Origin of the sequence: Rhodococcus sp. O3, assembly GCF_048897285.1 — a bacterium.
In the GTDB taxonomy this organism is placed as follows: Bacteria; Actinomycetota; Actinomycetes; order Mycobacteriales; family Mycobacteriaceae; genus Rhodococcus.
In genome coordinates, this window is sequence record NZ_JBMBTE010000063.1 from 1 (window position 1) to 25,261 (window position 25,261).

Annotated in this window: 24 protein-coding genes; 8 read left to right on the forward strand and 16 right to left on the reverse strand. The window is 69.2% G+C overall.

Annotated features, from left to right (window positions below; all coding sequences use genetic code 11):
• On the reverse strand, nucleotides 1-848 hold an 848-nt coding region (gene dapA / locus ACN675_RS17790), incomplete at its 3' end, for a 4-hydroxy-tetrahydrodipicolinate synthase (protein WP_420752097.1).
• A 63-nt stretch (nucleotides 849-911) separates the two neighbouring features.
• Nucleotides 912-1,667, reverse strand: coding sequence for an FAD-dependent thymidylate synthase (gene thyX / locus ACN675_RS17795; protein WP_420752098.1), 756 nt, complete (start codon nucleotides 1,665-1,667; stop codon nucleotides 912-914).
• A gap of 130 nt (nucleotides 1,668-1,797) precedes the next feature.
• Here thyX and ACN675_RS17800 point away from each other — a divergent pair, with 130 nt between their 5' ends.
• Genes ACN675_RS17800 through ACN675_RS17810 form a run of 3 tightly spaced genes read left to right on the forward strand, consistent with a single transcriptional unit; the run spans nucleotide 1,798 to nucleotide 3,497 of the window.
• The gene (locus ACN675_RS17800) at nucleotides 1,798-2,388 is read left to right on the forward strand and encodes a toxin-antitoxin system HicB family antitoxin (protein WP_420752099.1); all 591 of its coding nucleotides are present in this window, start codon (nucleotides 1,798-1,800) and stop codon (nucleotides 2,386-2,388) included.
• Between the two features lie 60 nt (nucleotides 2,389-2,448).
• A complete protein-coding gene (locus ACN675_RS17805; RefSeq protein WP_420752100.1) occupies nucleotides 2,449-2,886 on the forward strand; it encodes an SRPBCC family protein in 438 nt (145 codons plus the stop codon).
• Between the two features lie 5 nt (nucleotides 2,887-2,891).
• Nucleotides 2,892-3,497, forward strand: a complete 606-nt coding sequence (locus tag ACN675_RS17810; protein ID WP_420752119.1) for a DUF3105 domain-containing protein — start codon at nucleotides 2,892-2,894, stop codon at nucleotides 3,495-3,497.
• A gap of 57 nt (nucleotides 3,498-3,554) precedes the next feature.
• On the opposite strand, the gene ACN675_RS17815 is transcribed toward ACN675_RS17810, so the two are convergent.
• Together ACN675_RS17815 and ACN675_RS17820 are read right to left on the reverse strand one after the other, a co-directional pair.
• A complete protein-coding gene (locus tag ACN675_RS17815) occupies nucleotides 3,555-4,046 on the reverse strand; it encodes a flavodoxin family protein (protein ID WP_420752101.1) in 492 nt (163 codons plus the stop codon).
• Between the two features lie 10 nt (nucleotides 4,047-4,056).
• Nucleotides 4,057-4,533: a hypothetical protein gene (locus ACN675_RS17820; protein WP_420752102.1), complete on the reverse strand. Its 477-nt coding sequence runs from the start codon at nucleotides 4,531-4,533 to the stop codon at nucleotides 4,057-4,059.
• 113 nt (nucleotides 4,534-4,646) lie between these two features.
• Between ACN675_RS17820 and ACN675_RS17825 the strand changes: the two genes are divergently transcribed.
• Nucleotides 4,647-5,417 carry a class I SAM-dependent methyltransferase gene (locus ACN675_RS17825; RefSeq protein ID WP_420752103.1) on the forward strand — a complete coding sequence of 257 codons (771 nt, stop codon included), beginning with the start codon at nucleotides 4,647-4,649 and terminating at the stop codon, nucleotides 5,415-5,417.
• 36 nt (nucleotides 5,418-5,453) lie between these two features.
• Here the strand turns inward: ACN675_RS17825 and dapB are convergent, their stop codons facing one another.
• The 10 genes from dapB to ACN675_RS17875 form a co-directional block, all read right to left on the reverse strand.
• Nucleotides 5,454-6,209 carry a 4-hydroxy-tetrahydrodipicolinate reductase gene (gene dapB, locus ACN675_RS17830; RefSeq protein ID WP_420752104.1) on the reverse strand — a complete coding sequence of 252 codons (756 nt, stop codon included), beginning with the start codon at nucleotides 6,207-6,209 and terminating at the stop codon, nucleotides 5,454-5,456.
• A gap of 94 nt (nucleotides 6,210-6,303) precedes the next feature.
• Entirely contained in the window at nucleotides 6,304-7,647 is a 1,344-nt protein-coding gene (locus tag ACN675_RS17835; protein WP_420752105.1) for a M16 family metallopeptidase, read from the reverse strand.
• Nucleotides 7,648-7,760: 113 nt separating this feature from the next.
• The gene (gene narI, locus ACN675_RS17840; RefSeq protein ID WP_420752106.1) at nucleotides 7,761-8,492 is read right to left on the reverse strand and encodes a respiratory nitrate reductase subunit gamma; all 732 of its coding nucleotides are present in this window, start codon (nucleotides 8,490-8,492) and stop codon (nucleotides 7,761-7,763) included.
• Between the two features lies 1 nt (nucleotide 8,493).
• Entirely contained in the window at nucleotides 8,494-9,162 is a 669-nt protein-coding gene (narJ, locus tag ACN675_RS17845) for a nitrate reductase molybdenum cofactor assembly chaperone (RefSeq protein ID WP_420752107.1), read from the reverse strand.
• A complete protein-coding gene (narH, locus tag ACN675_RS17850) occupies nucleotides 9,162-10,838 on the reverse strand; it encodes a nitrate reductase subunit beta (RefSeq protein ID WP_420752108.1) in 1,677 nt (558 codons plus the stop codon). The genes narJ and narH overlap by 1 nt, the downstream gene beginning before the upstream one ends.
• Before the next feature lie 45 nt (nucleotides 10,839-10,883).
• Nucleotides 10,884-14,576 (reverse strand): nitrate reductase subunit alpha, encoded by a 3,693-nt coding sequence (locus ACN675_RS17855; protein ID WP_420752109.1) that lies wholly within the window; start codon nucleotides 14,574-14,576, stop codon nucleotides 10,884-10,886.
• A gap of 24 nt (nucleotides 14,577-14,600) precedes the next feature.
• Nucleotides 14,601-15,818, reverse strand: coding sequence for a nitrate/nitrite transporter (locus ACN675_RS17860; protein WP_420752110.1), 1,218 nt, complete (start codon nucleotides 15,816-15,818; stop codon nucleotides 14,601-14,603).
• Nucleotides 15,819-16,106: 288 nt separating this feature from the next.
• Nucleotides 16,107-18,383, reverse strand: a complete 2,277-nt coding sequence (locus ACN675_RS17865) for a polyribonucleotide nucleotidyltransferase (protein ID WP_420752111.1) — start codon at nucleotides 18,381-18,383, stop codon at nucleotides 16,107-16,109.
• Nucleotides 18,384-18,690: 307 nt separating this feature from the next.
• Nucleotides 18,691-18,960: a 30S ribosomal protein S15 gene (gene rpsO, locus ACN675_RS17870; RefSeq protein ID WP_068162391.1), complete on the reverse strand. Its 270-nt coding sequence runs from the start codon at nucleotides 18,958-18,960 to the stop codon at nucleotides 18,691-18,693.
• A gap of 176 nt (nucleotides 18,961-19,136) precedes the next feature.
• Nucleotides 19,137-20,111, reverse strand: coding sequence for a bifunctional riboflavin kinase/FAD synthetase (locus ACN675_RS17875; protein WP_420752112.1), 975 nt, complete (start codon nucleotides 20,109-20,111; stop codon nucleotides 19,137-19,139).
• 145 nt (nucleotides 20,112-20,256) lie between these two features.
• Between ACN675_RS17875 and ACN675_RS17880 the strand changes: the two genes are divergently transcribed.
• From ACN675_RS17880 to ACN675_RS17895, 4 genes are read left to right on the forward strand one after another with little or no spacing between them, the layout of a single operon-like run.
• Nucleotides 20,257-21,132 carry a metal ABC transporter substrate-binding protein gene (locus ACN675_RS17880; RefSeq protein ID WP_420752113.1) on the forward strand — a complete coding sequence of 292 codons (876 nt, stop codon included), beginning with the start codon at nucleotides 20,257-20,259 and terminating at the stop codon, nucleotides 21,130-21,132.
• A gap of 59 nt (nucleotides 21,133-21,191) precedes the next feature.
• A complete protein-coding gene (locus ACN675_RS17885) occupies nucleotides 21,192-21,959 on the forward strand; it encodes a metal ABC transporter ATP-binding protein (protein ID WP_420752120.1) in 768 nt (255 codons plus the stop codon).
• Nucleotides 21,959-22,840 carry a metal ABC transporter permease gene (locus ACN675_RS17890; protein ID WP_420752121.1) on the forward strand — a complete coding sequence of 294 codons (882 nt, stop codon included), beginning with the start codon at nucleotides 21,959-21,961 and terminating at the stop codon, nucleotides 22,838-22,840. Before ACN675_RS17885 ends, ACN675_RS17890 begins: the two co-directional genes overlap by 1 nt.
• Nucleotides 22,841-22,849: 9 nt before the next feature.
• A complete protein-coding gene (locus tag ACN675_RS17895) occupies nucleotides 22,850-23,545 on the forward strand; it encodes a metal-dependent transcriptional regulator (RefSeq protein WP_420752114.1) in 696 nt (231 codons plus the stop codon).
• Nucleotides 23,546-23,614: 69 nt separating this feature from the next.
• Here the strand turns inward: ACN675_RS17895 and truB are convergent, their stop codons facing one another.
• Complete coding sequence (truB, locus tag ACN675_RS17900; protein WP_420752115.1) at nucleotides 23,615-24,526, reverse strand: tRNA pseudouridine(55) synthase TruB; 912 nt, start codon at nucleotides 24,524-24,526, stop codon at nucleotides 23,615-23,617.
• A 25-nt stretch (nucleotides 24,527-24,551) separates the two neighbouring features.
• Nucleotides 24,552-25,223, reverse strand: a complete 672-nt coding sequence (gene npt / locus ACN675_RS17905; protein ID WP_420752122.1) for a 4'-phosphopantetheinyl transferase Npt — start codon at nucleotides 25,221-25,223, stop codon at nucleotides 24,552-24,554.
• Nucleotides 25,224-25,261: the final 38 nt, after the last annotated feature.

Genomic DNA, 25,261 nt, shown 5'->3' on the forward strand with positions numbered 1-25,261 from the left:
GGCGCGACCTGCGGCAGGCGCGGCTCCCCGACGTCGATGCCCATCAGACGCAGCCCGGCCTTGGACGCGCTGACACCGCCGAGGCGGGCGACGGCCCGCAGGATCGGCACGAGTTCGAGGTTGATCGCGCGAGCGCGGGCGATGTCGCCGTTCACGAACGCGGTGTGCAGCTCGCGCAGGCGGCCGGGAACGAGGTGGCCGATGACGCTGACGAAGCCGACCGCGCCGACCGCGAGCCACGGCAGGTTCAGCGGATCGTCGCCCGAGTAGAACTTCAGGTCGGTGGTTCCGATGAGCTCGGCACCGGCGTTCAGGTCGCCCTTGGCGTCCTTGACCGCGACGATCCGCGGATGCTCGGCGAGGCGGCGCAACGTCTCGGTCTCGATCGGCACGACCGAGCGGGGCGGAATGTCGTAGAGCATCACCGGCAGGTCGGTCGCGTCGGCGACGGCCGTGAAGTGGGCGTAGAGGCCGGCCTGCGGGGGCCGCGAGTAGTACGGGGTGACCACGAGCAGGCCGTGTGCGCCCGCACGGGCCGCGTCGCGCGCGAGCTCGACGCTGTGCGCGGTGTCGTTGCTGCCGGCACCGGCGATGATCTTCGCGCGGTCGCCGACCGCGGCGAGAACCGCGCGCATCAGTTCGAGCTTCTCGTTCTCGGTCGTGGTGGGCGACTCGCCGGTGGTACCGGCGAGAACCAGTGCGTCGCAGCCGCCGTCGACCAGGTAGGTCGCCAGACGCACTCCCGCATCGACGTCGAGCTTGCCGTCGGCAGTGAACGGGGTCACCATCGCCGTGGCGATGGTGCCGAACGGAAGCTCGACAGCAGAAGCGGAATCACCGTTGGTCATGGTCAGAAGGCTACCGCGTGCAGAAGGCGCTGCGACACACGCCCGCCCACCCCGTCGCGCTGTTCAGCCCTCGGTCGTGAACTGGCTGGCCGCGACCTCGGTCCCGTCGGGCAGTGTGGTGACGGCGAAGTCGCCGAAGACGTTCGGTGCGACCTCCTGCAGGCGACGCAGGCACTCGACCGCGAGACGACGGATTTCGACGTCGGCGTGTTCGGTGGCGCGCATGGCGATGAAGTGCCGCCATGCCCGGTAGTTACCGGTGACGACCACGCGCGTCTCGGTGGCATTGGGCAGCACGGAGCGGGCGGCCTCGCGCACCCGCTTCGCGCGCAGCGGGCCCGCGGGTACATGCGACAGCTTCTCGTCGAGAGCGCTGAGCAGTTGGGTGTAGGCCGCCCTGCTGGTCTCGGCGGCGGCGAGGAACAGCCGCTCGAGTTCCTCGTCGCCCTCGATCGCCGGCGGCACCACGACCGGCGTGTCGCCGCCCGGCACGAACCGCTGGGAGAGCTGCGAGTAGGAGAAGTGCCGGTGCCGGATCAGTTCGTGGGTGCACGACCGCGAGATGCCGGTGATGTAGAAGCTCGCGGAACTGTGCTCGAGAACGGACAGGTGGCCGACGTCGATGAGGTGCCGGATGTATCCGGCGTTCGTCGCGGTGCGGGGATTGGGCTTGGACCAGCTCTGATAGCAGGCGCGACCGGCGAATTCGACGAGCGCCTCGCCGCCGTCGGCGTCGGTCTCCCAGGGCACGTCGTCGGGCGCGACGAATTCGGTTCTGGCGACGAGCCGAACCTTCGGTGTGACAGCTTCGGGCGCCATCGCGATCTCCTGCCTTCGTTCACTACCTCTGGTGCGACGGTAGCCGCGCCACGCCGATCGCACTCGATGAGGTCGCGATGATGTCACCACGATGCTTGACCGGCGTCATCAATGGCGTCACTATGACGTCATGAACATCGAGACCTACACAACCGCCGTGACCGACGCCGTGCTCGCCGCGGCGGAGCTCGGTGACGAACAGACCCGCCGCACCGCCGCGGCACTCGCCACCGCGATCGCCGCCCCCGTGCGGCTCGCCGTGCTCGACGCACTCTCCGATCTCGCCGCCGAGGTTTCCGACCAGCTCGGGGACCGGCGCGTGACGGTCCGGCTCGACGGACGCGACACCGTCGTCGAGGTCCACGACGGTCCGGCTCCGGAAGCCGAGACCCCGCCACCGACGTTCGAGGAGGTCACCGGAGACATCAGCCGGGTGACGCTGCGGCTCGTCGAGCAGATCAAGGCCCGCGCCGAGGAGGCCGCGGCACAGAACGGCCTCTCGCTCAACTCCTGGGTCGCACAAGCCGTGCAGGGCGCGCTGCGCGACCAGATGCGCTATCAGAGAACAGGATTCGATCACAATTGGGGCTCGTACGGTCCGACCCGGCGACCCGGCGCCCCCCGGTCCGGCGCCGCCGGCGCTCGGAAGGATCCGGAACCGGCCGACTCCGGACCCGAGGAATCCGGACATTCCCCCGAGGCCGACCGCGGCGAGGAGTGAGCTTCTCTCGGGTGCGGTACATTTCCGACGCACCGCACCTGGGACAAGGAGTGAAACCCGATGGCCGTCAGCAGTTCCCTCACCTCGGAGATCAAGGCGACCCCGGAGCAGGTGATGGCCGCCATCGCCGCGGTGGACCGGCTTCCCGAGTGGTCCTCGGCCCACAAGTCCGTGACGATCGAGAGCACCCATCCGGACGGACGGCCGCATCGCGTCCGCATGACGGTGTCGATCATCGGCATCACCGACGAGCAGGTCGTCGACTACGCGTGGAACGGCAACGAGTCGATGTCGTGGACGCTCGTCGAGAGCAGCCAGCAGAGGCAGCAGGACGGCGCGTACGCCCTGTCGCCGACCGCCGACGGCACCAGCGTGGAGTTCTCGCTGACGATCGACCCGAAGATTCCGCTGCCCGGGTTCCTCGTGAAGAAGGCCCAGAAGATGGCGGTCGAGACGGCGAGCAAGGGCCTGGCCGCGTTCGTCGCGAAGACTGTCTGACCGTGGTGCGCAAGTCCTTCACGGTCGCGGTCGGTGCCGCCCTCGCGATCGCCGTCGCCGGCTGCGGGTCCGAGACCGACGGGAACGGCTCGGCGGCCGACGCCGCAGCGGATCCGTCGGTCGACATCCCGGGGATCGAGATCGTCGACTATCCCGCGGGCGACCACGTGGGAGCCTCGGAGCGGGTCGCGTACGAGTACAGCCCGCCGTTCGGTGGGCCGCACGACGCGGCGTGGGCGACGTGCACGGGCATCGTCTACCCGGTGCCGATCCGCAGCGAGAACGCGGTGCATTCGCTCGAGCACGGCGCGGTGTGGATCACCTACGATCCCGAGCGGCTCTCCGAAGAGCAGGTGGACCTGCTCGCCGCCCGGGTCGACGGCGTGAGCTACATGCTCATGTCGCCGTATCCCGATCCGGCACAGCCGATCTCACTGCAGTCGTGGGGTCACCGGCTGTTCGTCGAGGACGCCGACGATCCGCGCATCGATCAGTTCATCGAGGCGCTGCGGCTGAATCCGAACACCTACCCGGAACCGGGCGCGACCTGCGCGACCCTGCCGACGAACTTCGATCCGGCGAATCCGCCACCGTTCCAGCCGATCCCGTAGCGGTGTGCCTTTGTGGCGGCCCCTGCCGCCACAAAGGCACACGGGTGGCGAAGCCGCCTACAGTTCGCCCGCGACGGTCACGGCGACGGTCGCGCCGAGTTCGTAGCACTTCTCCCGCACGGCCCCGTCGATCGGGCCGGTGACCTCCACGACCGCTGCCGCCTGGGTCAGTTCCAGTCCGGTGACGATCTTCTGCACCGACGCGACGGCACCGGCGGTGTCGTTGTTGCCGTGAACCCACAGCCCGTAGGGCCGCCCGGCGACCGCGTCGAGGCACGGGTAGTAGACGGTGTCGAAGAAGTGCTTGAGCGCACCGGACATGTATCCGAAGTTCGCCGAGGTGCCGAACACGTAGCCGTCGGCGGCGAGCACGTCGGGCACGGTCGCCCCGAGCGCCGGGACCGAACGCACCCGCACCCCGGTGATCTCGGGGTCGTTCGCGCCGGCCAGCACCGCCTCGAGCAGTTCCCGGGTGGTCGGCGACGGCGTGTGGTGGACGACGAGCAGGACACGCTCGGCCGGGTCCTGGGGAGCAGCGGGGTCGGTCACAGGGTGCAGACTACGACGCGTTCCGGTCGCGTTCGAGTTTCTCGAGCGCCACCGCGCGGCGCATGGTCTCGCGGGCGCGGGGCCGGTCACCGGCGTGGTCGTACGCGCGGGCCAACCGGTACGAGTTGCGCCAGTTGTCGGGGTCCGCTTCCCATTCCTGTTTGACCTGCTGGAACAGTTGGTCGGCGGCGTCGCGGTCGACGCGCCCGGACGGCATCCGCGGCAGGTCGCTGACGTCGAGCTCCAGACCCTCCTCCTGGATGCGGCGCGCGAGATGCTGATGCTGCAGGCCCGCACGGATCGTGGCGTAGACGATCCACGCGCCGACGAACGGCAGCAGCAGCACGCCGATACCGAGGCCGATCGCCGCGACTTCGCCCGAACCGACCAGTTCGATCCCGACCTTGCCGAGCAGCACGAAGTAGAAGACGAGCGCGACCACGATGAACGCGATCGGCACGAGGACCTTGGTCAGTTCGTTCTTCACGTGCCGATTGTCTCAGGCCGCGTTCGGGGGCCCGCGCCCGAACGCCGCCGAGGTGAGCGCGCCCACGTCCACCGGCCCTTGACGGTCCATCGACGACAGCGTCCACTGGTCTCATGCAATTCGCCGCCCCGGCCGAGAAGTACGACCGATACATGGGCCGATACGCCCCCACACTCGCGGCCGGGCTCGCGGACGCCGCAGGGGTGACCTCCGGGCTTCGTGTGTGCGATGTCGGTTGCGGCCCCGGCGGTTTGACCGCGGAGATGGCGTCCCGGGTGGGACCGGACCACGTCGCCGCGATCGATCCGGCACCGCAGTTCGCGGCGGCCTGCCGGGAGCGGAATGCCGGTGTCGACGTGCGGGTGGGCGTGGCCGAGGACCTGCCGTGGCCGGACGACACGTTCGATGTCACCGCGGCCGCGCTGGTGATCGGATTCATGTCCGACCCGGATCGCGGCGTGCGCGAGATGGCTCGTGTCACCCGTCCCGGCGGCACCGTCGCAGCGTGCATGTGGGACATCGCCTCCGGCGGTATGACGATGCTGCGGGTGTTCTGGTCGGCGGTGCGCAGCGTCGTCCCCGACGCCGTCGGCGAGAGCGCGATGGCCGGGACGACCGAGGGTGACATCGCCGACCGGTTCCGCCGCGCCGGCCTCGACGAGGTGATCGCCGGCAGGCTGATCGCCCGCGCCGACTACGCCGACTTCGACGACTTCTGGGAGCCGTTCACGTTCGCGGTCGGACCGGCCGGCCAGTACCTGCAGACCTTGACCGCGCAGCAGCAGACGGCCGTTCGCGAGGCGTGCCGGGAGCAACTACCGTCCGGCGCCTTCACCCTCGACGCCCGCGCCTGGTACGCGCGCGCCACGATTCCCCGGGGATGAACGTAGGACAGGGCCGCCGGTAGCGGCCCGTCCCCGTCAGAGGTCGAGCAGCGGATCGATCCCGACCGTCAGGCCCGGTCGCGACCCGATCTCGCGGACACCGAGCAGCACGCCCGGCACGAACGAGGTCCGGTCGATCGAATCGTGGCGGATGGTGAGGGTCTCCCCCTGGGTGCCGAGCAGGACCTCCTGGTGCGCGACCAGACCCGCGAGCCGCACCGAATGCACCCGCACCCCGTCGACGTCAGCGCCGCGCGCACCCTCGAGTTCGGTGGCGGTGGCGTCCGGACTGCGGCCCACGCCCGCCGCGGCGCGGGCTTCGGCGATCAGCGCGGCCGTACGATAGGCCGTTCCGGAGGGGGCGTCCAGCTTGTTCGGGTGATGCAGTTCGATGACCTCGACGGAGTCGAAGAATCGTGCGGCGGCCTGAGCGAACCGCATCGACAGGACCGCGCCGATCGCGAAGTTCGGGGCGATGAGCACACCGGTTCCGGGCGACTCGGCGACCCAGCCGCGCACCTTCTCGAGGCGTTCCTCGTCGAAGCCGGTGGTGCCGACGACCGCGTGGATGCCGTTGCGCACCAGGAATTCCAGGTTGCCCATGACGACGTCGGGGTTGGTGAAGTCGACGACGACCTGGGTGCCCGAGGTGACGAACGACTCGATGCTGTCGTCCTTGTCGACGGTCGCGACCAGCTCGAGATCGGCCGCGTCCTCGACGCCCTTGCAGATCGCCTGCCCGACCTTGCCCTTGGCTCCGAGCACACCGACCCGGATAGCTGCTGCGTTCACTTGTCTCGTCACGCCCTTCCGTCACGTCCGTCGCACAAGAGCGTACGCAATCCGGATGCCCGGCCGATCGACCGGTCTCGCGAGCGGTCGCGGGTCACCCCACGATGCCGCGCACCGACGCGGGTAGATCCCGGGCGCGGCGGTAGGGCCCCACGACGGCCGCCGCGAACGGCCGGTTCAGCAGTTCCCCGGCGACCGCACGCACCTCGTCGGACGTGACCCCGGCGATGCGTTCGAGGGTTTCGCTCACGCTCCAGTGGGTGCCGTAGCTGAGTTCGCTGCGGCCGATCCGGTGCATCCGGGCACCGGTGTCCTCGAGCCCGAGCACGAGCCCTCCGCGAATCGATCCCTTCGCCCGCGCGCATTCGGCGTCGGTGATGCCGTGGTCGGCGACGTCGCGCAGCACCTCCCGGATCACGGTCGCGACCTCGGCGAGGTTCTCGGGCTGGCACCCGGCGTAGATCGAGAACGCGCCGGTGTCGGCGAACGTGTCGACCCCGGAGTACACGGAGTAGGCCAGTCCGCGCTTCTCGCGTACTTCCTGGAACAGCCGCGAGCTCAGGCCGCCGCCGATCGCGGCGTTGAGCACCGACAGTGCCCAGCGGCGACCGTCGTGCCGTCCGAAGGCGCGCACCCCGAGGGACAGGTGCGCCTGCTCCCCGTCGTGGTCGGTGATGCACAGCGTCGGTGGCGTGCGCAGCCGCGCTGTTCCCTCCCGGCGCGGCGCCGGCTGGACCCCGCGGTCGATGTGGGCGGCGAAGGCGCGGCGCACCAGCTCGACGGTGTGCTCGTGGTCGACGTTGCCGGCGACCGCGACGACCATCCGGTGCGGCGTGTAGCGGCGGACGTGGAACGAGTGGAGCTGGTTGCGGGTCATCGACTCGATCGACTCCACGGAGCCGATGACGGGCCGGCCGATCGGGTGGTCGCCGTAGAGCGCGGTGAGGAAGCTGTCGCCGAGGAGGTCTTCGGGGTCGTCGTCGCGCATGGCGATCTCCTCGAGCACCACCTGCCGTTCGACGTCGACGTCGGCGCTGCGGCACCGGCCGCGCAACACAACATCGGCGACCACGTCGACGGCGAGCGGCAGATCGTCGTCGAGCACGTGCGCGTAGAAGCACGTGTGCTCTTTGGACGTGAACGCGTTGAGTTCACCGCCGACACCGTCCACGAGCTCGGCGATGTCGAGCGCGGTGCGGGTCGGGGTGGCCTTGAAGAGCAGGTGCTCGAGGAAGTGGGCGGCGCCGGCGACCGACGGATGTTCGTCGCGGGAGCCGACTCCCACCCAGATGCCGACGGCGGCGGACCGCACCCCCGGCACGTGCTCGGTGACGACTCGGACACCGCCCGGCAGGACGGTGCGCCGCACACCGGAGTCCGCGACGGCTGCGGCGTGGTCGGCGGAGGTGGCGGTCGAGGTACGGCGGTTGGAAGCCATGGAAGTGTTCTGCGGTCCTGAGGCGATCGGCACGTGGGGTACGAAGTGGGAAAAGCACACCCTACACGCGACGCCTCAGGACCGAGGAACTCACCGGCTGCGGCCGGGGGATCTCACCAGCCACGCCGCCGCGGCTGCGACCCGACGAGCTGGCCCTTCCGTGCCACATCCCGGCTGCGGTACACGACGTACGGGCGGAACAGGTAGACGATCGGCGCGCTGAACGCGTGCACGAGCCGGGTGAACGGCCACAGCGCGAACAGGGCGAGCCCGACGAGGACGTGGATGTGGAAGTACAGCGGAGCCTCCGCCATGAGATCACCGCGCGGCTGCAGGATCCAGATGGACCGGAACCACGGCGAGACCGTCTCGCGGTAGTTGTGCTCCTCGCCGACCACACCGGAGCCGAGCAGCGTCGCGGACAGCCCGGCGACGATCGCGGCGACCAGCACGATGTACATGAGCTTGTCGTTCGCGGTGGTCGCGAGGAACACCGGTCCGCGGGTGCGGCGCCGGTAGATCAGCAGCACGATGCCCACGAGCGTCGCGACGCCGGCGATCGAGCCGAGCGTAACCGCCTGGATGTGGTAGGCGTGCTGGCTCAACCCGACCGCGTCGGTCCACGATTCCGGGATCACCAGCCCGATGATGTGCCCGACGATCACCACGAGGATGCCGAAGTGGAACATCGGGCTCGCGATGCGCAGCAACCGGGATTCGTACAACTGCGACGAGCGGGTGGTCCAGCCGAACTTGTCGTAGCGGTAGCGCCACCAGGTGCCGACGATCACGATCGCCAGCGTCACGTACGGCACGACATCCCAGAAGATCTCTCCCGCGGACATCTCAGTGCTCTCCTTCGTTTCGTCGGGGCGGAACCGTCAGGGTGAACGGCTGCAGTCCGATGGCTTCGGCGGGCGGCCCGGCCTGCGCGAGCCGTGCCGCGCGCTGCAGTTCCTGATCGGTCGCCGGGGGCAGCGTCTCGCACACCGCTTCGACGGTGTGCGCGTAGGGCGAACCCGCCTCCGTCAGTGCTTCGCGCAGCACGTCGATCGGCACCCGGTGTTCGACGAGCAGCCGCCGTCCGGCCTCGGGGTCGACGGTCGCGGCGAACTCGAGGACGACCGGCAGGTGGTCGGGTGTCTCGCCCGCGGGCGGTTCGGCGCCCGCGGCGCGGTACACCTGCGCGAACGCGTGGATCTCGGTGCCGCGGTTGCGGGTGTCGCCGCCGGTCCAGTACGTCAGATACATCGTGGACCGACGCCGCAGGTCGAACACGTCGACGTAGGCGGTGGCGGCGTCCACCGGGTCGGCCTCGCGCAGCGCGGCGACGGTGCGGCCGAGCAACTCGCCGGCACGGCCGGTCACGTTTGCGCGCAACCGCTCGATCGTGTCGAGACGCTGCGGCAGCGCCTCGTCCGGGTAGGCGAGCAACAGCGACGCGGCCTGCCACACCAGCCGGTCCTGCAGGGTCGGCCCCACCGCGGCGGGCCGGGCTCTCGACAACAGTCTCATCACCGGTCTCCCTCCGGTTCGCCGGCGCGGTGCGCACCGGGGAACATGCCCTCGGGCACGCCCTTTCCGTCCCAGTTGAGCAGGTTGACCCGCGACGGACGGCTGGCGTTGGCGGCCATGCCCTCGCTCGTCTGACGCTGCTTCAGCGCGTGGAAGGTCTCGACGGCAACCGGCACGGGACCGCCGCTGACCTCACCGAACGGCCCGGACTCGTACATGCCCGGTCCGCCCTCGAACGACAGTGCGCAGTCGGTGACCGATTCCTCGAGCCGGTGCCCCTCGGCCGCGTAGGCGGACGGAATGACATACCGGTCTTCGTATTTCGCGATCGCCAGCAACCGGTACATCGCGTACATCTGTTCCTCGGTCATGCCGACGGACTCGGGGATGTGCGGCTGTGTCTCGCGGCCGAGGTTGATGTCGCGCATGTACGAGCGCATCGCGGCGAGCCGGCGCAGTACCGCCTCGACGGGTGCGACGTCCCCGGCGGTGAACAGTTCCGCGAGGTACTGCAGCGGGATGCGCAGTGCATCGAGCGCGCCGAACAGGTTGCCGAGGTCCTCACCGTCGTGGCCGTCGCGGCTGACGGCGTCGACCACCGGCGACAGCGGCGGGATGTACCAGACCATCGGCATGGTGCGGTACTCCGGATGCAGCGGCAGCGCGACCTTGTAGGTGTGGATCAGGGTGTACACCGGGGACCGCTGCGCCGCCTCGATCCATTCGTCGGAGATGCCCTCGGCGCGGGCACCGGCGATCACCTCCGGATCGTGCGGGTCCAGGATGAGGCTGCGCTGCGCTTCGTACAGTTCGGTCTCGTCCTCGACCGAGGCGGCCTCGAGGACCCGGTCGACGTCGTAGAGCACCAGCCCGAGGTACCGCAGGCGGCCGACGCAGGTCTCCGAACACACGGTCGGCAGGCCCACCTCGATCCGCGGGTAGCAGAACGTGCATTTCTCGGCCTTGCCGGTCTTGTGGTTGAAATACACCTTCTTGTACGGGCATCCGGACACGCACATCCGCCAGCCGCGGCACCGGTCCTGATCGACGAGCACGATGCCGTCCTCGACGCGCTTGTACATCGCGCCGGACGGGCACGAGGACACACAGGACGGGTTGAGGCAGTGCTCGCAGATGCGCGGCAGGTAGAACATGAACGTCTGCTCGAGTTCGAGTTTCACCTGCTCGCCGACCTTCTTCAGGATCGGGTCGTCGGGCACGATCTCCGGCGAGCCACCGAGGTCGTCGTCCCAGTTCGCCGACCACGACACCTTCATCGGCTTGCCGCTGATGAGGCTGCGCGGCGGTGCGACGGGCATGTGCTCGCCCGCCGGCGCCGAGGTCAGGTTCTCGTAGTCGTACGTCCACGGCTCGTAGTAGTCGTCGATGGACGGCATCTTCGGGTTCGAGAAGATGCGGGACAGCTTGTGCAGGCGGCCGCCGTCCCGCAGCCGCAGCCGGCCCTTGCGGTCCCGGACCCATCCACCGCGCCAGCGTTCCTGATCCTCGTAGGTACGCGGATAGCCTTGTCCCGGGCGGGTTTCGACGTTGTTGAACCACACGTATTCGGTACCGGACCGGTTCGTCCACGCCTGCTTGCAGGTGACCGAACAGGTGTGGCATCCGATGCACTTGTCGAGGTTCATCACCATCGCCATCTGTGCCATGACCTTCATGATTTCCTCGCTCCCCGAGACCCGTTCACGTGCATGCCCTCCATGTCAGTAGGTCACCTCCTGCGACCGGCGCCGCACGACGGTCACCTCGTCGCGCTGGTTGCCGGTGGGCCCGAGATAGTTGAACGCGAAAGCGTTCTGGGCGTAGCCGCCGGCCAGATGCGTGGGCTTGATCAGCAACCGGGTCAGCGAATTGTGGATACCGCCGCGGTTGCCGGTGGTCTCGCTGAGCGGCGTGTCGATGGTGCGTTCCTGCGCGTGATAGACGTACACGACACCCTCAGGCATGCGGTGCGAGACGATCGCCCGGCACACCACCACACCGTTGCGGTTGACGGCCTCGACCCAGTCGTTGTCCTTCACCGAGATCTTCGCCGCGTCCACCGGGCTCATCCACATCGTCGGGCCGCCGCGCGAGAGCGACAGCATGAACAGGTTGTCCTGGTACTCGGAGTGGATCGACCACTTCGAATGCGGTGTCAGGTAGCGCACGCTCAGCCCGATACCGTCGCGGCCGCTCTCGCCGACCGCGGGCTCCCCGAACAGCCGGGTCATGTCCAGCGGCGGCCGGTAGGTGGGCAGCTGCTCACCGACCTCCTCGATCCAGTCGTGGTCGACGTAGAAGTGCATCCGGCCGGTGAGGGTGTGGAACGGCTTGAGTTCCTCGATGTTCACCGTGAACGGGGCGTAGCGGCGGCCACCGGTCTCGCTGCCGGACCATTCCGGGCTGGTGATCACCGGCACCGGGCGGGCCTGGGTGTCGGCGTAGGTGATGCGCCGTTCCTCGCTGCCCTCGGCGAGGTGCACGAGACGGCGTCCGGTGCGCTTCTCGAGTTCCTTGAAACCCTCGACGGCGAGCCGGCCGTTGGACGTGCCGGACAGCGCGAGGATCACATCGGCCATGCGTTCGGCGGTGGTGATCGCCGGACGCCCCTCCGCGGCACCGGAATCCATCACCCCGAACTTCGCGGCGAGTTCGGCGACCTCCTCGGTCGGGTGGGTGGTGATGCCCTTGGTCGTCAGGCCGAGGGTGTCGACGAGCGGGCCGAGCGCCGACCACTTGTCGGCGATCGCGGCGTAGTCGCGTTCGACGACGGCGATCGGGCCCATCGTCTTGCCGGGCACCGGCGTCTCACCGGTGGTCCGCCAATCGTGTTCGGTACCACCGGGATACGCCATCGCGCCCGGGGTGTCGTGCTGCAGTGTGCCGAGCACGACGTCGGTGCGGGTACCCAGGTGCCGTGCCGCGAGCGCACTGAATGCGCGCGCGATCGCACCGAACGCCTCGTAGTCCGACCGCGTTTCCCACGGCGGGTCGATCGCGGGGCTGAACGCGTGGATGTAGGGGTGCATGTCGGTACTCGACAGATCCCCCTTCTCGTACCATGTGGCGGCGGGCAGCACCACGTCGGACAGCAGCGTGGTGGAGGTCATCCGGAAGTCGATCGACATGAGCAGATCGAGCTTGCCCTCGGGGATGTCGTCGGGCCACACGACCCCGTTCGGCCGCAGATCCTCCGGAGTCGGCTCCGCCTGCACGTTGGAGGTGGTCCCGAGCAGGTGCCGCAGGAAGTACTCGTTGCCCTTGCTCGACGAGCCGAGCAGATTCGCGCGCCAGATGCTCAGCACGCGCGGCCAGTTCCGCGGGTTGTCCGGATCGGTGACGGCCAGTTTCAGATCGCCCGAGGCGAGTTGGCTCGCGACGTAGGCCGGGATCTCCTGGCCGGCGGCGCGGGCGTCGTCGGCGACGTCGAGGCTCGACCGGTCGAACTGCGGGAAGAACGGACTCCAGCCCATCGCGTTCGCGGCGGCCAGCACGTCCATCGTGTGCTTGCCCGCGAACCGGCCGCGCCCGAGCGGACTCGCCAGCGCGTCGGCGCGGTATCCGTCGTAGCGCCACTGGTCCGTGTGCGCGTACCAGTACGAGGTGCCCGCCATCTGCCGGGGCGGACGCGACCAGTCGGTGCCCATGGCCATCGCGGCCCAGCCGGTGACCGGGCGGCACTTCTCCTGCCCGACGTAGTGCGCCCAGCCACCGCCGTTGCGGCCCATCGAGCCGGTGAGCAGCAGCAGCGCGAGCACCGCCCGGTAGGTGGCGTCGCCGTGGAACCACTGGCAGATCCCGGCGCCCATGATGATCATGGACCGGCCGCCGGATTCCTCGGCGCTGCGCGCGAACTCCTTCGCGACGCGGATCGCCTGCGCCGCCGAGACTCCCGTGATCGATTCCTGCCAGGCCGGGGTGTAGGGCTCGGCCGGATCGTCGTATCCGGTGGGCCAGGTGCCGGGCAGACCGGGCCGGGCCACGCCGTACTGCGCGAGCATCAGGTCGAACACCGTGCACACGCGGTGCTCACCGACACGCCGGACCGGGACGCCGCGCTCCAGGGTCTCGCCGTGCCCGTCGAGGGTGTCGAAGCGCGGCAGATGGATGAGGGCGCTCTCCCCCGCCGCGCCGTCGTGCGGTGCGACGGTCAGTGCCGGCACGAGATCGCCGAGGTCGAGGTTCCACTTGCCGACGCCGTCGTCGCCGTACCGGAATCCGAGCGACCCCTGCGGCACCGCGACGTCGTCGGTGGCGCCGTCGAGCAGCACCGGCTTGAACGCGGCGTTCTCCACGTCGTGCCCGAGATCCGCGGCGGTGAGGTTCTTGCCGGGCACCAGCCGCCCGTCGCGTTCCTCGAGCTTCACCAGGAACGGCAGGTCGGTGAAGCGCCGCACGTAGTCGACGAAGAACGGGACCCGCTCCCGCACGAAGCACTCGTTGAGGATCACGTGGCCCATCGCCATGGCGAGGGCGCCGTCGGTGCCCGCCGCGCACGGCATCCATTCGTCGGCGAACTTGGTGTTGTCGGCGTAGTCGGGGCTGACCGTGACGACCTTGGTGCCGCGATACCGGACCTCCGCCATCCAGTGCGCGTCCGGAGTGCGGGTGACCGGCACGTTCGATCCCCACATGAGGAGATAGGCCGCGTCCCACCAGTCCCCCGACTCCGGCACGTCGGTCTGGTCGCCGAACACCTGCGGCGAGGCGACCGGCAGGTCGGCGTACCAGTCGTAGAACGAGGTCATCACACCGCCGAGCAGTTCGACGAACCGGGAACCGGCGGCGAACGACACCATCGACATCGCGGGAATCGGCGAGAAACCGGCGACCCGATCGGGGCCGTACTCCTTGATGGTGTGGACGTGGGCGGCGGCGATCATCTCGGTGGCCTCGGCCCAGCTCACCCGCACCAGCCCGCCCTTGCCGCGTGCCCACTGGTAGCGGCGGCGCCGTTCGGGGTCGGACTGGATGTCCGCCCACGCGAGGACCGGGTCGCCGAGACGGGCCTTGGCTTCGCGGTACATCTCCACGAGCACGCCGCGGGCGTACGGATAGCGCACCCGCGTCGGCGAATAGGTGTACCAGGAGAACGCGGCACCGCGGGGGCAGCCGCGCGGCTCGTACTCGGGACGGTCCGGGCCGACCGACGGGTAGTCGGTCTGCTGGGTCTCCCAGGTGATGATGCCGTCCTTGACGTAGATCTTCCACGAGCACGAACCGGTGCAGTTGACGCCGTGCGTCGAGCGCACCACCTTGTCGTGGCTCCAGCGGTCTCGGTAGAAGACGTCGCCTTCACGGCCGCCCTGGCGGGTCACGGTGCGGCCGTCGTCCGAGATCTCACCCGGGGTGAAGAATCGTCCGCTGCGCTGCAGCAGTTCCTCGACGGGGCCGCCGATGTGGGGAGCGTTCACAGTGGTTCCTTCCGGAAGTGGTCGTCAGGCGGCGGGATCGCGCGCAGGTTCGTGGGCGTGGAGCCGGAGCGCGGTGTAGAGCAGGGCGATCAGGGCGGTGGCCACCAGGAGCAGCAGACCGACCGTGTAGTCGTTGTCGACGCTGTCGTAGGTCGCACCCATCACCAGCGGCGGGAAGTAACCGCCGAGGCCGCCGGCCGCGGCGACGATGCCGGTGACCGATCCGACCGAGCTGGCGGGGGAACGGCGGGCGACCCAGGCGAACACACCACCGGTACCGATACCGAGGAACAACGCGAGCAGGATGAACGTCTCGGCCGACCAGACGTCCGGCGGCGGCTGGAAGGTGGCGACGAACGCCATCACGGCGGTGCCGGCGAGGGACGCGAGCACCACGTACTTCGGCGGGATGCGGTCCGAGAGCGCGCCGCCGATAGGGCGGGCGATCACGGCTGCCAGCGCGAACGCCGCGGTGCGCGCGCCCGCGTCGACGGCGGAGAAGTCGTAGATCGTCTTGATGTAGGTCGGCAGGTAGTTGCTGAAGGCGACGAAGCCGCCGAAGACGATCGCGTACAGGAACGACATCTCCCAGGTGACCCCGAGCTTGAGGGCGGCAATCAGTTTCGGCACCACCGGGTCGGTGTTGGGAGCGAACTCGGGCGAGTTGCGCATCGCCAGGATGCACACGACGGCGGTCACCGCGAGCGCGACCGCGATGATCACGTGGGTCGTCAGCAGGCCGAACCAGTTCACGAACCGCGGCGTGAAGAACGCCGAGAGGGCGGTGCCGACCATGCCGGCACCGAACACCCCGGTCGCGAAGCCGCGGCGGGCGGGTTCGTACCAGGCGTTCGCGAACGGGATACCGACGGCGAAGATCGTGCCCGCGATGCCGAGGAAGAATCCGAAGACGAGCAGCAGCGGATACGAACCGGCGGCGCCCGCGATGCCGACCGCGAGCACCGGCAGGATCGACGCCAGCGAGATCGCGATGAACATGATCCGGCCGCCGTAGCGGTCGGTGAGGGATCCGACGACGATCCGGCCGAGCGCCCCGACCAGGATCGGGGTCGCGACCAGCAGCGACGCCTGCGTGCTGCTGAGCGACAGGTCGCCTGCATATGTGGTGGACAGGGGGCCGATCATGTTCCAGGCCCAGAAGTTGATCGCTGATACCCAGGTGGCGAGGGCGAGGTTGAAACCCCGTCCCATGCCGGCACCCGGCGTCGTTGCCGTGTTCACATCACCCACAAAACCACCCGGGAGTGATCTTGGCGTAATTTTGGGGGAAAAGTTACAGCCCTCGGGGATTGTGAATTCCGGACCGATTTCCCGCAACCTCTTCCATACGGCCGGAAACCCACCTATGATTGCGAATTACGTTGCAGCACAACATAGTACAAATACCCTAGGAATGTGGGGCCGGAGTCCCCGCGATAGCCGCACAAAAGAACCCCGCCCCGGCAGGACTTAAGTCCTGCCGGGGCGGGGTCTTTCGAACCGTGTGGTATCACACCACGCGAGGGACGATCAGCCCTCCGCGCTCTCGGAGCCCTCGGCCGGCGCGGCAGCCGCGTCGTCCTCGGCGACCGGAACCAGGCTGATCTTGCCGCGGTTGTCGATGTCGGCGATCTCGACCCGGATCTTCGAGCCGACGTTCACGACGTCCTCGACCTTGGCGATGCGCTTGCCGTTGCCCAGCTTGCTGATGTGCACCAGACCGTCGCGGCCCGGGAGCAGCGAGACGAACGCACCGAACGCCGTGGTCTTGACCACGGTGCCGAGGAAACGCTCGCCCACCTTCGGCAGCTGCGGGTTGGCGATGGCGTTGATCTTGTCGATCGCGGCCTGCGCGGACGGGCCGTCCGCCGCACCGACGTAGACGGTGCCGTCGTCCTCGATGGAGATGTTGGCGCCGGTCTCCTCGGTGATCGAGTTGATCATCTTGCCCTTGGGGCCGATGACCTCGCCGATCTTGTCCACCGGAACCTTGATGGTGGTGATGCGCGGCGCGAACGGGCTCATCTCGTCCGGGCTGTCGATCGCCTCGGCCATGACCTCGAGGATCGTGGCGCGAGCGTCGTGGGCCTGCGAGAGCGCACCCGCCAGCACCTGCGACGGAATGCCGTCGAGCTTGGTGTCGAGCTGCAGGGCGGTCACGAAGTCCTTGGTGCCGGCGACCTTGAAGTCCATGTCGCCGAACGCGTCCTCGGCACCGAGGATGTCGGTCAGCGCCACGTAGCGGGTCTCACCGTCGACCTCGTCGGAGACCAGGCCCATCGCGATGCCCGCGACCGGAGCCTTCAGCGGCACACCGGCATTGAGCAGCGACAGCGTGGAGGCACACACCGAGCCCATCGACGTCGAACCGTTGGAGCCGAGAGCCTCGGACACCTGACGGATCGCGTACGGGAACTCCTCCTGGCTCGGCAGCACCGGCACGAGGGCGCGCTCGGCGAGAGCGCCGTGGCCGATCTCGCGACGCTTCGGCGAACCGACGCGGCCGGTCTCACCGGTCGAGTAGGGCGGGAAGTTGTAGTGGTGCATGTAGCGCTTGCTGGTCTCGGGACCGAGCGAGTCGACCTGCTGCGCCATCTTGATCATGTCCAGGGTGGTGATACCCATGATCTGGGTCTCGCCGCGCTCGAACAGCGCCGAACCGTGGGCGCGCGGGACGACCGCGACCTCGGCCGAGAGCGCGCGGATGTCGGTGATGCCGCGACCGTCGATGCGGAACTGGTCGCGCAGGATGCGCTGGCGGACCAGCTTCTTGGTCAGCGAGCGGAACGCCGCGCCGATCTCCTTCTCGCGACCCTCGAAGCTCGGGGCGACCTGCTCGAGGATCTCGACCTTGATCTCGTCGGTGCGGTCGTCGCGCTCCTGCTTGCCGGCGATGGTCAGCGCCTCGGCGAGCTTCTCCGACGCGGCGGCCTCGACGGCGGCGTACACGTCGGACTCGTACGCCGGGAACAGCGGGAACTCACCGGTGGGCTTCGCGGCGGCCGCGGCGAGCTGCTGCTGCGCGATGCACAGTCGGGCGATGAACGGCTTGGCGGCCTCGAGGCCCTGCGCCACGATCGCCTCGGTCGGCGCCTGCGCGCCACCGTCGATCAGGGCGATGACGTTCTCGGTGGCCTCGGCCTCGACCATCATGATCGCGACGTCGGCGGTGTCCGGGTTGTCGCCGCCGGCGACGATGCGGCCCGCGACGACCATGTCGAACACGGCGTTCTCGAGCTGCTCGACGGTCGGGAACGCGACCCACTGACCGGTCTTGTTCTCGTCCGAGGTGATCAGCGCGATGCGCACGCCACCGACCGGGCCGGAGAACGGCAGGCCCGCGATCTGGGTGGACGCGGACGCGGCGTTGATCGCGACGACGTCGTACAAGTCGTTCGGATTCAGGCTCAGCACCGTCACGACGACCTGGATCTCGTTGCGGAGGCCGTCGACGAACGACGGGCGCAGCGGACGGTCGATGAGGCGGCAGGTCAGGATGGCGTCGGTGGAGGGACGGCCTTCACGACGGAAGAACGAGCCGGGGATACGGCCCGCGGCGTACATGCGCTCCTCGACGTCCACCGTCAGCGGGAAGAAGTCGAAGTGCTCCTTGGGCTGCTTGGAGGCGCTGGTGGCCGACAGCAGCATGGTCTCGTCGTCCAGGTAGGCGACGACGGAACCGGCGGCCTGCTGCGCGAGGCGGCCGGTCTCGAAACGAATGGTGCGGGTGCCGAAGGCCCCGTTGTCGATGGTCGCGGCGGTCTCGAACACGCCCTCGTCGACCTCGACTGCAGTAGTGCTGGTCATCTTTGTGTCTTCTCTTCCCTCTTCGTCTTCGCCGTACCCGCGTGGGCGCCACGGCCCCCTTGGCCACGGCTGCGCACCGACTCGCGGAGGCGGTCGTCGATCGAAACCCTCCGGTTCCGGATCACCGGGTTCGGAAGGTCACTACCGAGGACCGACACCGTCGGCGCATACGGTTCGCCGCCTACCCAGGCGGCGTTTGCCGGTCTTCCGGCACAAACACCGGTAGCCGACGAGGCCAGTCTAAAGGCATTCCCGTCGGCTACCGGCAGAGATCAGCGTACGCAGATCGTCTCGCTCGGGGTCCGCGTCAGCGACGCAGGCCCAGACGCTGGATGAGCGAGCGGTAACGCTCGACGTCGACCTTCTCGACGTACTTGAGGAGGCGGCGACGACGACCGACCAGCAGCAGCAGGCCGCGGCGGGAGTGGTGGTCGTGCTTGTGCTTCTTCAGGTGCTCGGTCAGATCGACGATGCGCTTGGTGAGCAGTGCCACCTGCGCCTCCGGCGAACCGGTGTCGGTCTCGTGGAGGCCGTACTCGCCGAGGATCTGCTTCTTCTGCTCGGTGGTCAATGCCACTGGGATACTCCTGATCACTGACGTCCGCGTGATACGAAAGCGGGCACGAGACCCGCCGGTGCGGCCACCGCGAACCGCAGCACACACCAAGAATCCAGGCTACCAGAGCCGGCGCGGCCGCCGCCCGGTGTCTCGTTGTGGCGGCTCCGACCGCCACAACGAGACACGACCTGGTATCAGGCGGAGTCGGCGGCGCGGGCGAGGACGTCGCGGGCGCGTTCGGCGTCGCCGTGCATGGCCGACACGAGCGCCTCGATCGAGTCGAACTTCTCCATGCCGCGCAGGCGCTCGACGAAGTCGACCGCGACGTGCTGGCCGTAGAGGTCGGCCTCCTGATCGAGCACGAACGCCTCGACCGTGCGGGCACGACCGGAGAACGTCGGGTTGGTGCCGACCGACACCGCCGCGCCGTAGCGCTCCCCCGGCGTCACGGTACCGAGAGTCGGGCCGGGCCCCAGGACCGTGAACCACGCGGCGTACACACCGTCCGCCGGGATCGCCGAGTGCATCGGGGGGGCCACGTTCGCGGTCGGGAACCCGAGGTCGCGCCCGCGTCCGTCGCCGTGCACGACAACCCCTTCGACGCGGTGCGGGCGACCGAGCGCGTCCGCGGCGGCGGCCACGTCACCGGCGTCCACGCACGAGCGGATGTAGGTCGAGGAGAACGTGACCGCGTGTTCGGCGAGGAGGGTCTGAGCGTCGACCGCGAACCCGAACCGCTCCCCGATCGTCCGCAGCAGCTCGACGGTGCCGGCGGCCTTCTTCCCGAAGGTGAAGTTCTCGCCGACCACGACCTCGGCGACGTGCAGCCGTTCGACGAGGATCTCGTGGGCGTACCGCTCCGGGCTCAGCTTCATGAACTCGGGGGTGAACGGCATGACGCAGAAGACGTCGACGCCGAGCTCCTCGGCGAGTTCGGCGCGCCGCGCGAGCGTCGTCAGCTGGGCCGGATGATTGCCCGGTCGCACCACTTCCATCGGATGTGGATCGAATGTCATGAGCACACTGGGGATTCCGCGTTCCTTGGCGGATTTCACCGCCCGCGTGATCAGCTGCTGATGTCCGCGGTGCACTCCGTCGAACACGCCGATCGTCAGTACACAACGACCCCAGTCCGCAGGTATTTCCTCGAGGCCTCGCCATCTCTGCACAACGGGCAGCCTACGGCCCCGGCTCGAACGGGTCACTTCCGACTCGCGATGCCGCGTGGGTCACGGAACGCGAATGGACATCAGGACTGACTGCACACATAATTTCGGTGTGCCGAACATTTTCGTTGGAGCTATCAAAATCTGCGTGGCAGCCGCGGCGGTCGCGGTCGTGACCTCGTGCGCCGCGCCCGCCCCCGCCGACAACGAACGCCCGCTGGTGCTGACGACCTTCACCGTGCTGGCGGACATGGCACGCAACGTGGCGGGCGAGCACGTCCGCGTCGAATCCATCACCAAGGTCGGGGCCGAGATCCACGGATACGAACCGACCCCCGGCGACCTCCGGCACGCCGCCGACGCGGACCTCGTCCTCGACAACGGCCTCGGCCTCGAGCGGTGGTTCGAGCAGTTCCTCGCCGACACCCGCGCCGAGCATGCCGTCCTCAGCGACGGGGTGGCGCCGCTGCCGATCGGTGAGGACGCCTACGCCGGGCGCATCAACCCCCACGCGTGGATGTCACCGCTCAATGCCCGGATCTACGTCGACAACATCGCCGCGGCACTCTCGCGGATCGCGCCGGAGCACGCCGCCGATTTCACCGCGAACGCCGGTGCCTACAAGGACGAGCTCCGGCTCGTGCACGACGAACTGATCGCCGGCCTCGCCGTACTGCCCGAGCAGCAGCGGGCCCTGGTGACGTGCGAGGGGGCGTTCAGCTATCTCACGCGCGACGCCGGCCTCCGCGAGGCTTACCTGTGGGCGGTCAACGCCGATCAGCAGGGCACCCCGCAGCAGATCGCCCGGACCGTCGACTTCGTGCGCGCGAACCGCGTGCCCGTGGTCTTCTGCGAATCCACCGTCTCGGACAAGGCACAGCGTCAGGTCGCCGCCGACACCGGCTCCGAGTTCGGCGGCATCCTCTACGTCGACTCGCTCTCCGAACCCGACGGGCCGGTCCCGACCTATCTCGACCTGTTGCGCCACGACGTCCGCACCATCACGAAGGGACTGGCCTCGTGACCACCACCGACACGAGCAGTACGACGAACACCGCTCCCGCCGCCCTCACGCTCGACGGCATCACCGTCCGCTACGGGACCGTCACCGCGCTCGACGACGTCACCCTCACCCTCGCCTGCGGCCGGGTGTGCGGTCTGGTCGGCACCAACGGATCCGGCAAGTCCACCCTCTTCAAGACCGTCATGGGCATCGTGCGCCCCAGCGCGGGCCGCGTCACGATCGCCGGGGCCGAGCCCGCCGACGCCCGCCGCACCGCCTCGGTCGCGTACGTCCCGCAAGCCGAAGCCGTCGACTGGGACTTCCCCATCGTCGTGCGGGAGGTCGTGATGACCGGCCGCTACGGACACCAGGGCACCATGCGGAGGCCCCGGCCCACCGACCACGACGCGGTCGCGGACGCCCTCGACCGCGTGCAGATGACCGAGTTCGCGAACCGGCAGATCGGGCAGCTCTCCGGCGGGCAGCGCAAACGGGTGTTCGTGGCCCGCGCCATCGCGCAGGGTGCCCCGCTGCTGCTGCTCGACGAACCGTTCGCCGGGGTCGACAAGAGCACCGAGTTCGCGCTGACCGCGGTGATCCGCTCGCTCGCCGACGCCGGCCACACCGTCCTCGTCGCCACGCACGACCTCGCCGGACTCGACCGGCTGTGCGACGAGGCCGCGCTGCTGCAACGGCGACTGCTCGTACACGACACCCCCGCCGAGGTGCTGCGGCCCGAGAACCTGGCGCGCGCGTTCGGTGTCGACCCCCTGGCCGGCGATCCCCTGTCCGTCGGCTCCCTGTCCGGAGAGACGGCGACGACGCTGTCGAAGAAGGAGGCCCGGTGATGCTCGATCTGCTCGTCGAACCCCTGCAGTACGGGTTCATGCAACGCGCCCTGATCGTCGCGATCGCCGCGACCGTCGTGTGCGCCCTGCTCAGCTGCTGGCTCGTGCTCATCGGATGGTCGTTGATGGGTGACGCGGTCTCGCACGCGGTGCTGCCCGGCGTGGTCCTCGCCTACCTCGTGGGCGCGCCGTTCGCGATCGGCGCGTTGCTGTTCGCGGGGATCGCGGTGGCGTTGATCGGGCTGGTGCGCGGCACCACCAGGGTCAAGGAGGACGCTGCGATCGGCGTCGTGTTCACCACGCTCTTCGCGCTCGGGGTGGTGCTGATCTCGAAGAACCCCAGCCAGGTGGATCTGCACCACATCCTGTTCGGCAACCTGCTCGGGCTGGCCACCACCGATGTGTGGCAGGTGTCGTTGCTCGCCGCGGTCGTGTTCGCGGTGCTCGTCGTCAAGCGCCGGGACCTGACGCTGTTCGCCTTCGACCGCGTCCAGGCCCACGCGCTGGGTATCTCCCCCGCACGGCTGTCGGCGCTGCTCCTGGCGCTGCTGGCGGTCACGATCGTCGCGGCCATCCAGGCTGTGGGGGTGATACTCGTCGTCGCCGTGCTCATCATTCCTGGCGCGACCGCGTACCTGCTCACCGACCGGATCTCCCGGATGCTGATCCTCGCACCGGCTCTCGCGGTCGCGTCGTCGATCGTCGGGGTGTACACGAGCTACTACTCCGACGCTTCGACCGGCGGTGTCGTGGTGCTCGCGCAGGCGGTGGTGTTCGCGGCCGCGTACCTGTTCGCACCGCGCCAGGGCGTGGTGATGGCGGCAGTACGACGCTCGCGGGCAATCCCGGACAAAGGTGATTCCGAGGTGAGAGTTGCCTAAGCTGGGCAGGTGCCTGGCAGGAGCGAGACGAATACGACGACGGGAGCGCTGACCTCCGTCGCGCAGGACTACCTGAAGGTCATCTGGACCGTGCAGGAATGGTCCGGCGAGAAGGTCTCCACGAAGCTGCTCGCCGAGAAACTCGGCGTGTCCGCATCGACCGTCTCCGAGGCCGTGCGCCGGCTGTGCGACCAGGGCCTGCTCGACCACGAGCGGTACGGTGCGATCTCGCTGACCGAGTCGGGCCGCGCCGCCGCCGTCGCGATGGTTCGCCGGCACCGACTCATCGAGACGTTCCTGGTCCGCGAACTCGGCTACGGGTGGGACGAGGTGCACGACGAGGCCGAGGTGCTCGAACACGCGGTCTCCGAGCGGATGATCGCCGCGCTCGACGCGAAACTCGGTTTCCCCGAACGGGATCCGCACGGGGACCCGATCCCTACCCCGGACGGCAGGATCCCCACCCCACCGGCGCGCCCGTTGAGCTCGTTCGCCGACGGCGAGTTCGGTCGCGTCGCCCGCATCTCGGACAACGATCCGGCGATGCTGCGCTACTTCGACGACGTCGGGATCGCGCTCGACACCGAGATCCGGGTGATCGAGCGTCGCGACTTCGCCGGAACGGTCGCGGTGAGCATCGGCGGCGACCCGGACCGCACCGTCGACCTCGGCAACCCCGCCGCCGACGCCATCTGGCTCGTCTAGTTCACAGTCTCGGCTGGTTCACAGTCTCGGCTGGTTCACAGTCTCGGCTGGTTCACAGTCTCGGCTGGTTCACAGGTTGGACGGCCGCACCACGAACACCGCGGACGCGCGCTTGCCCTTCTCCTGCAGCAGTGCCGCCGCGCGGCCCTGTGCGTCGATCGCCGCGTACACGCCCGGCATGCCGACCGGTTCGAGCCAGCGGCCGTTCGCGAGCAGCGCGGCCTCGGCGTCGCTGATCGTGCGGCACGCGAACGCGGTGCGGGCCGCGGCGTCGATGTCGAGGCTCAACGCGGGATCGTCGGCGAGCTGTTCGAGGGTGCGCGCGTGCTCGAGCCCGAACGGGCCGACCTTCGTGCGGCGCAGCGCCGTCAGGTGCGCGCCGACCCCGAGCGCCGCGCCGAGATCGCGGGCGAGCGCACGGATGTAGGTACCGGACGAGCAGTCCACCTCGACGTCGAGGTCGACGAATCCCTGCTCGGGGAGGTCGCGCCGCGCGCACACGTCGAACCGCGACACCGTCACCGGCCGCGCGGCCAGCTCGACGGTTTCGCCCTCCCGCATCCGCGCGTAGGCGCGCTTGCCGTCGACCTTGATCGCACTGACACTCGCCGGCACCTGCTCGATGTCGCCGGTCAGCGCGGCGACCGCGGCGGCGATCTCCTCGTCGGTGACGCCGGACGCATCGGTGGTCGCGACCGTCTCGCCTTCGGCGTCGTCGGTGACGGTGCTCTGCCCGAGGCGGATCGTCGCGGTGTACGACTTGGTGGTCAACGACAGCAGGCCGAGCATCTTCGTGGCCCGTTCCACCCCGAGGACGAGCACGCCCGTCGCCATCGGGTCGAGGGTGCCCGCGTGCCCTACCTTGCGGGTGCCGAGCAGGCGCCGGCAGCGGGCCACGACGTCGTGACTCGTCATGCCCGGGTCCTTGTCGACGACGAGCAGACCGGCATTGGCCAGGGCGGGATTCTCGGTGGCAGACACGTGGCCCGATTCTGCCACCTCCGGTTCAGCGCACCGCGATGGCGGTGAGCACCAGCCCGTCGGCGACCAGCCAGCGGCCGTCGAACCTCGACACCGGCGCTCCGTCGCGGGTGTCGCCGGGCACGAGCAGCTGCGACCGGAACGCCCCCGACGCGACCGCGCCGGCCGCGCTGTCGTCGCGGGTGAACGTGATGTGGGCGTCCTCGAAACCGAGCCACCGGCCGGTCAGCGGGAACCACGCCTTGTAGGTGGCTTCCTTCGCGCAGAACAGCACACGATCCCAGTGCACGTCGTCGTCGGAGGCGGCGGCGAGCCAGTCCCGTTCCGGTTCGAGGCTCACCGCGGGCAGCACCCCGTCCGGGAGCACGTCGTGCGGTTCGGCGTCGATACCCACCGACCGCACCTGCAACGAGTATCCGAGCACGGCACCCCGGTAGCCCTCACAGTGCGTGAGGCTGCCGACGACCCCGCGCGGCCACAGCGGTACCCCTCGCTCGCCCTTGAGGACCGGCGACGGATCGACGCCGAGCCGTCGCATCGCCTGCCGCGCGCAGTGCCGTGCGCCGATGAACTCCCGGCGACGCTTCTCGACGGCCTTCGCGATGAGCGCCTCCTCCTGCGGGTGCGGCGCCAGACCCGGCGGGTCCTCGAACAGTTCGGCGGCGACGACGCCGTCCGGCAGTATCCGTCCGATCAGGGTCTCGGACGCGTCGGGGATGTTCCGCGTGGTCTCCG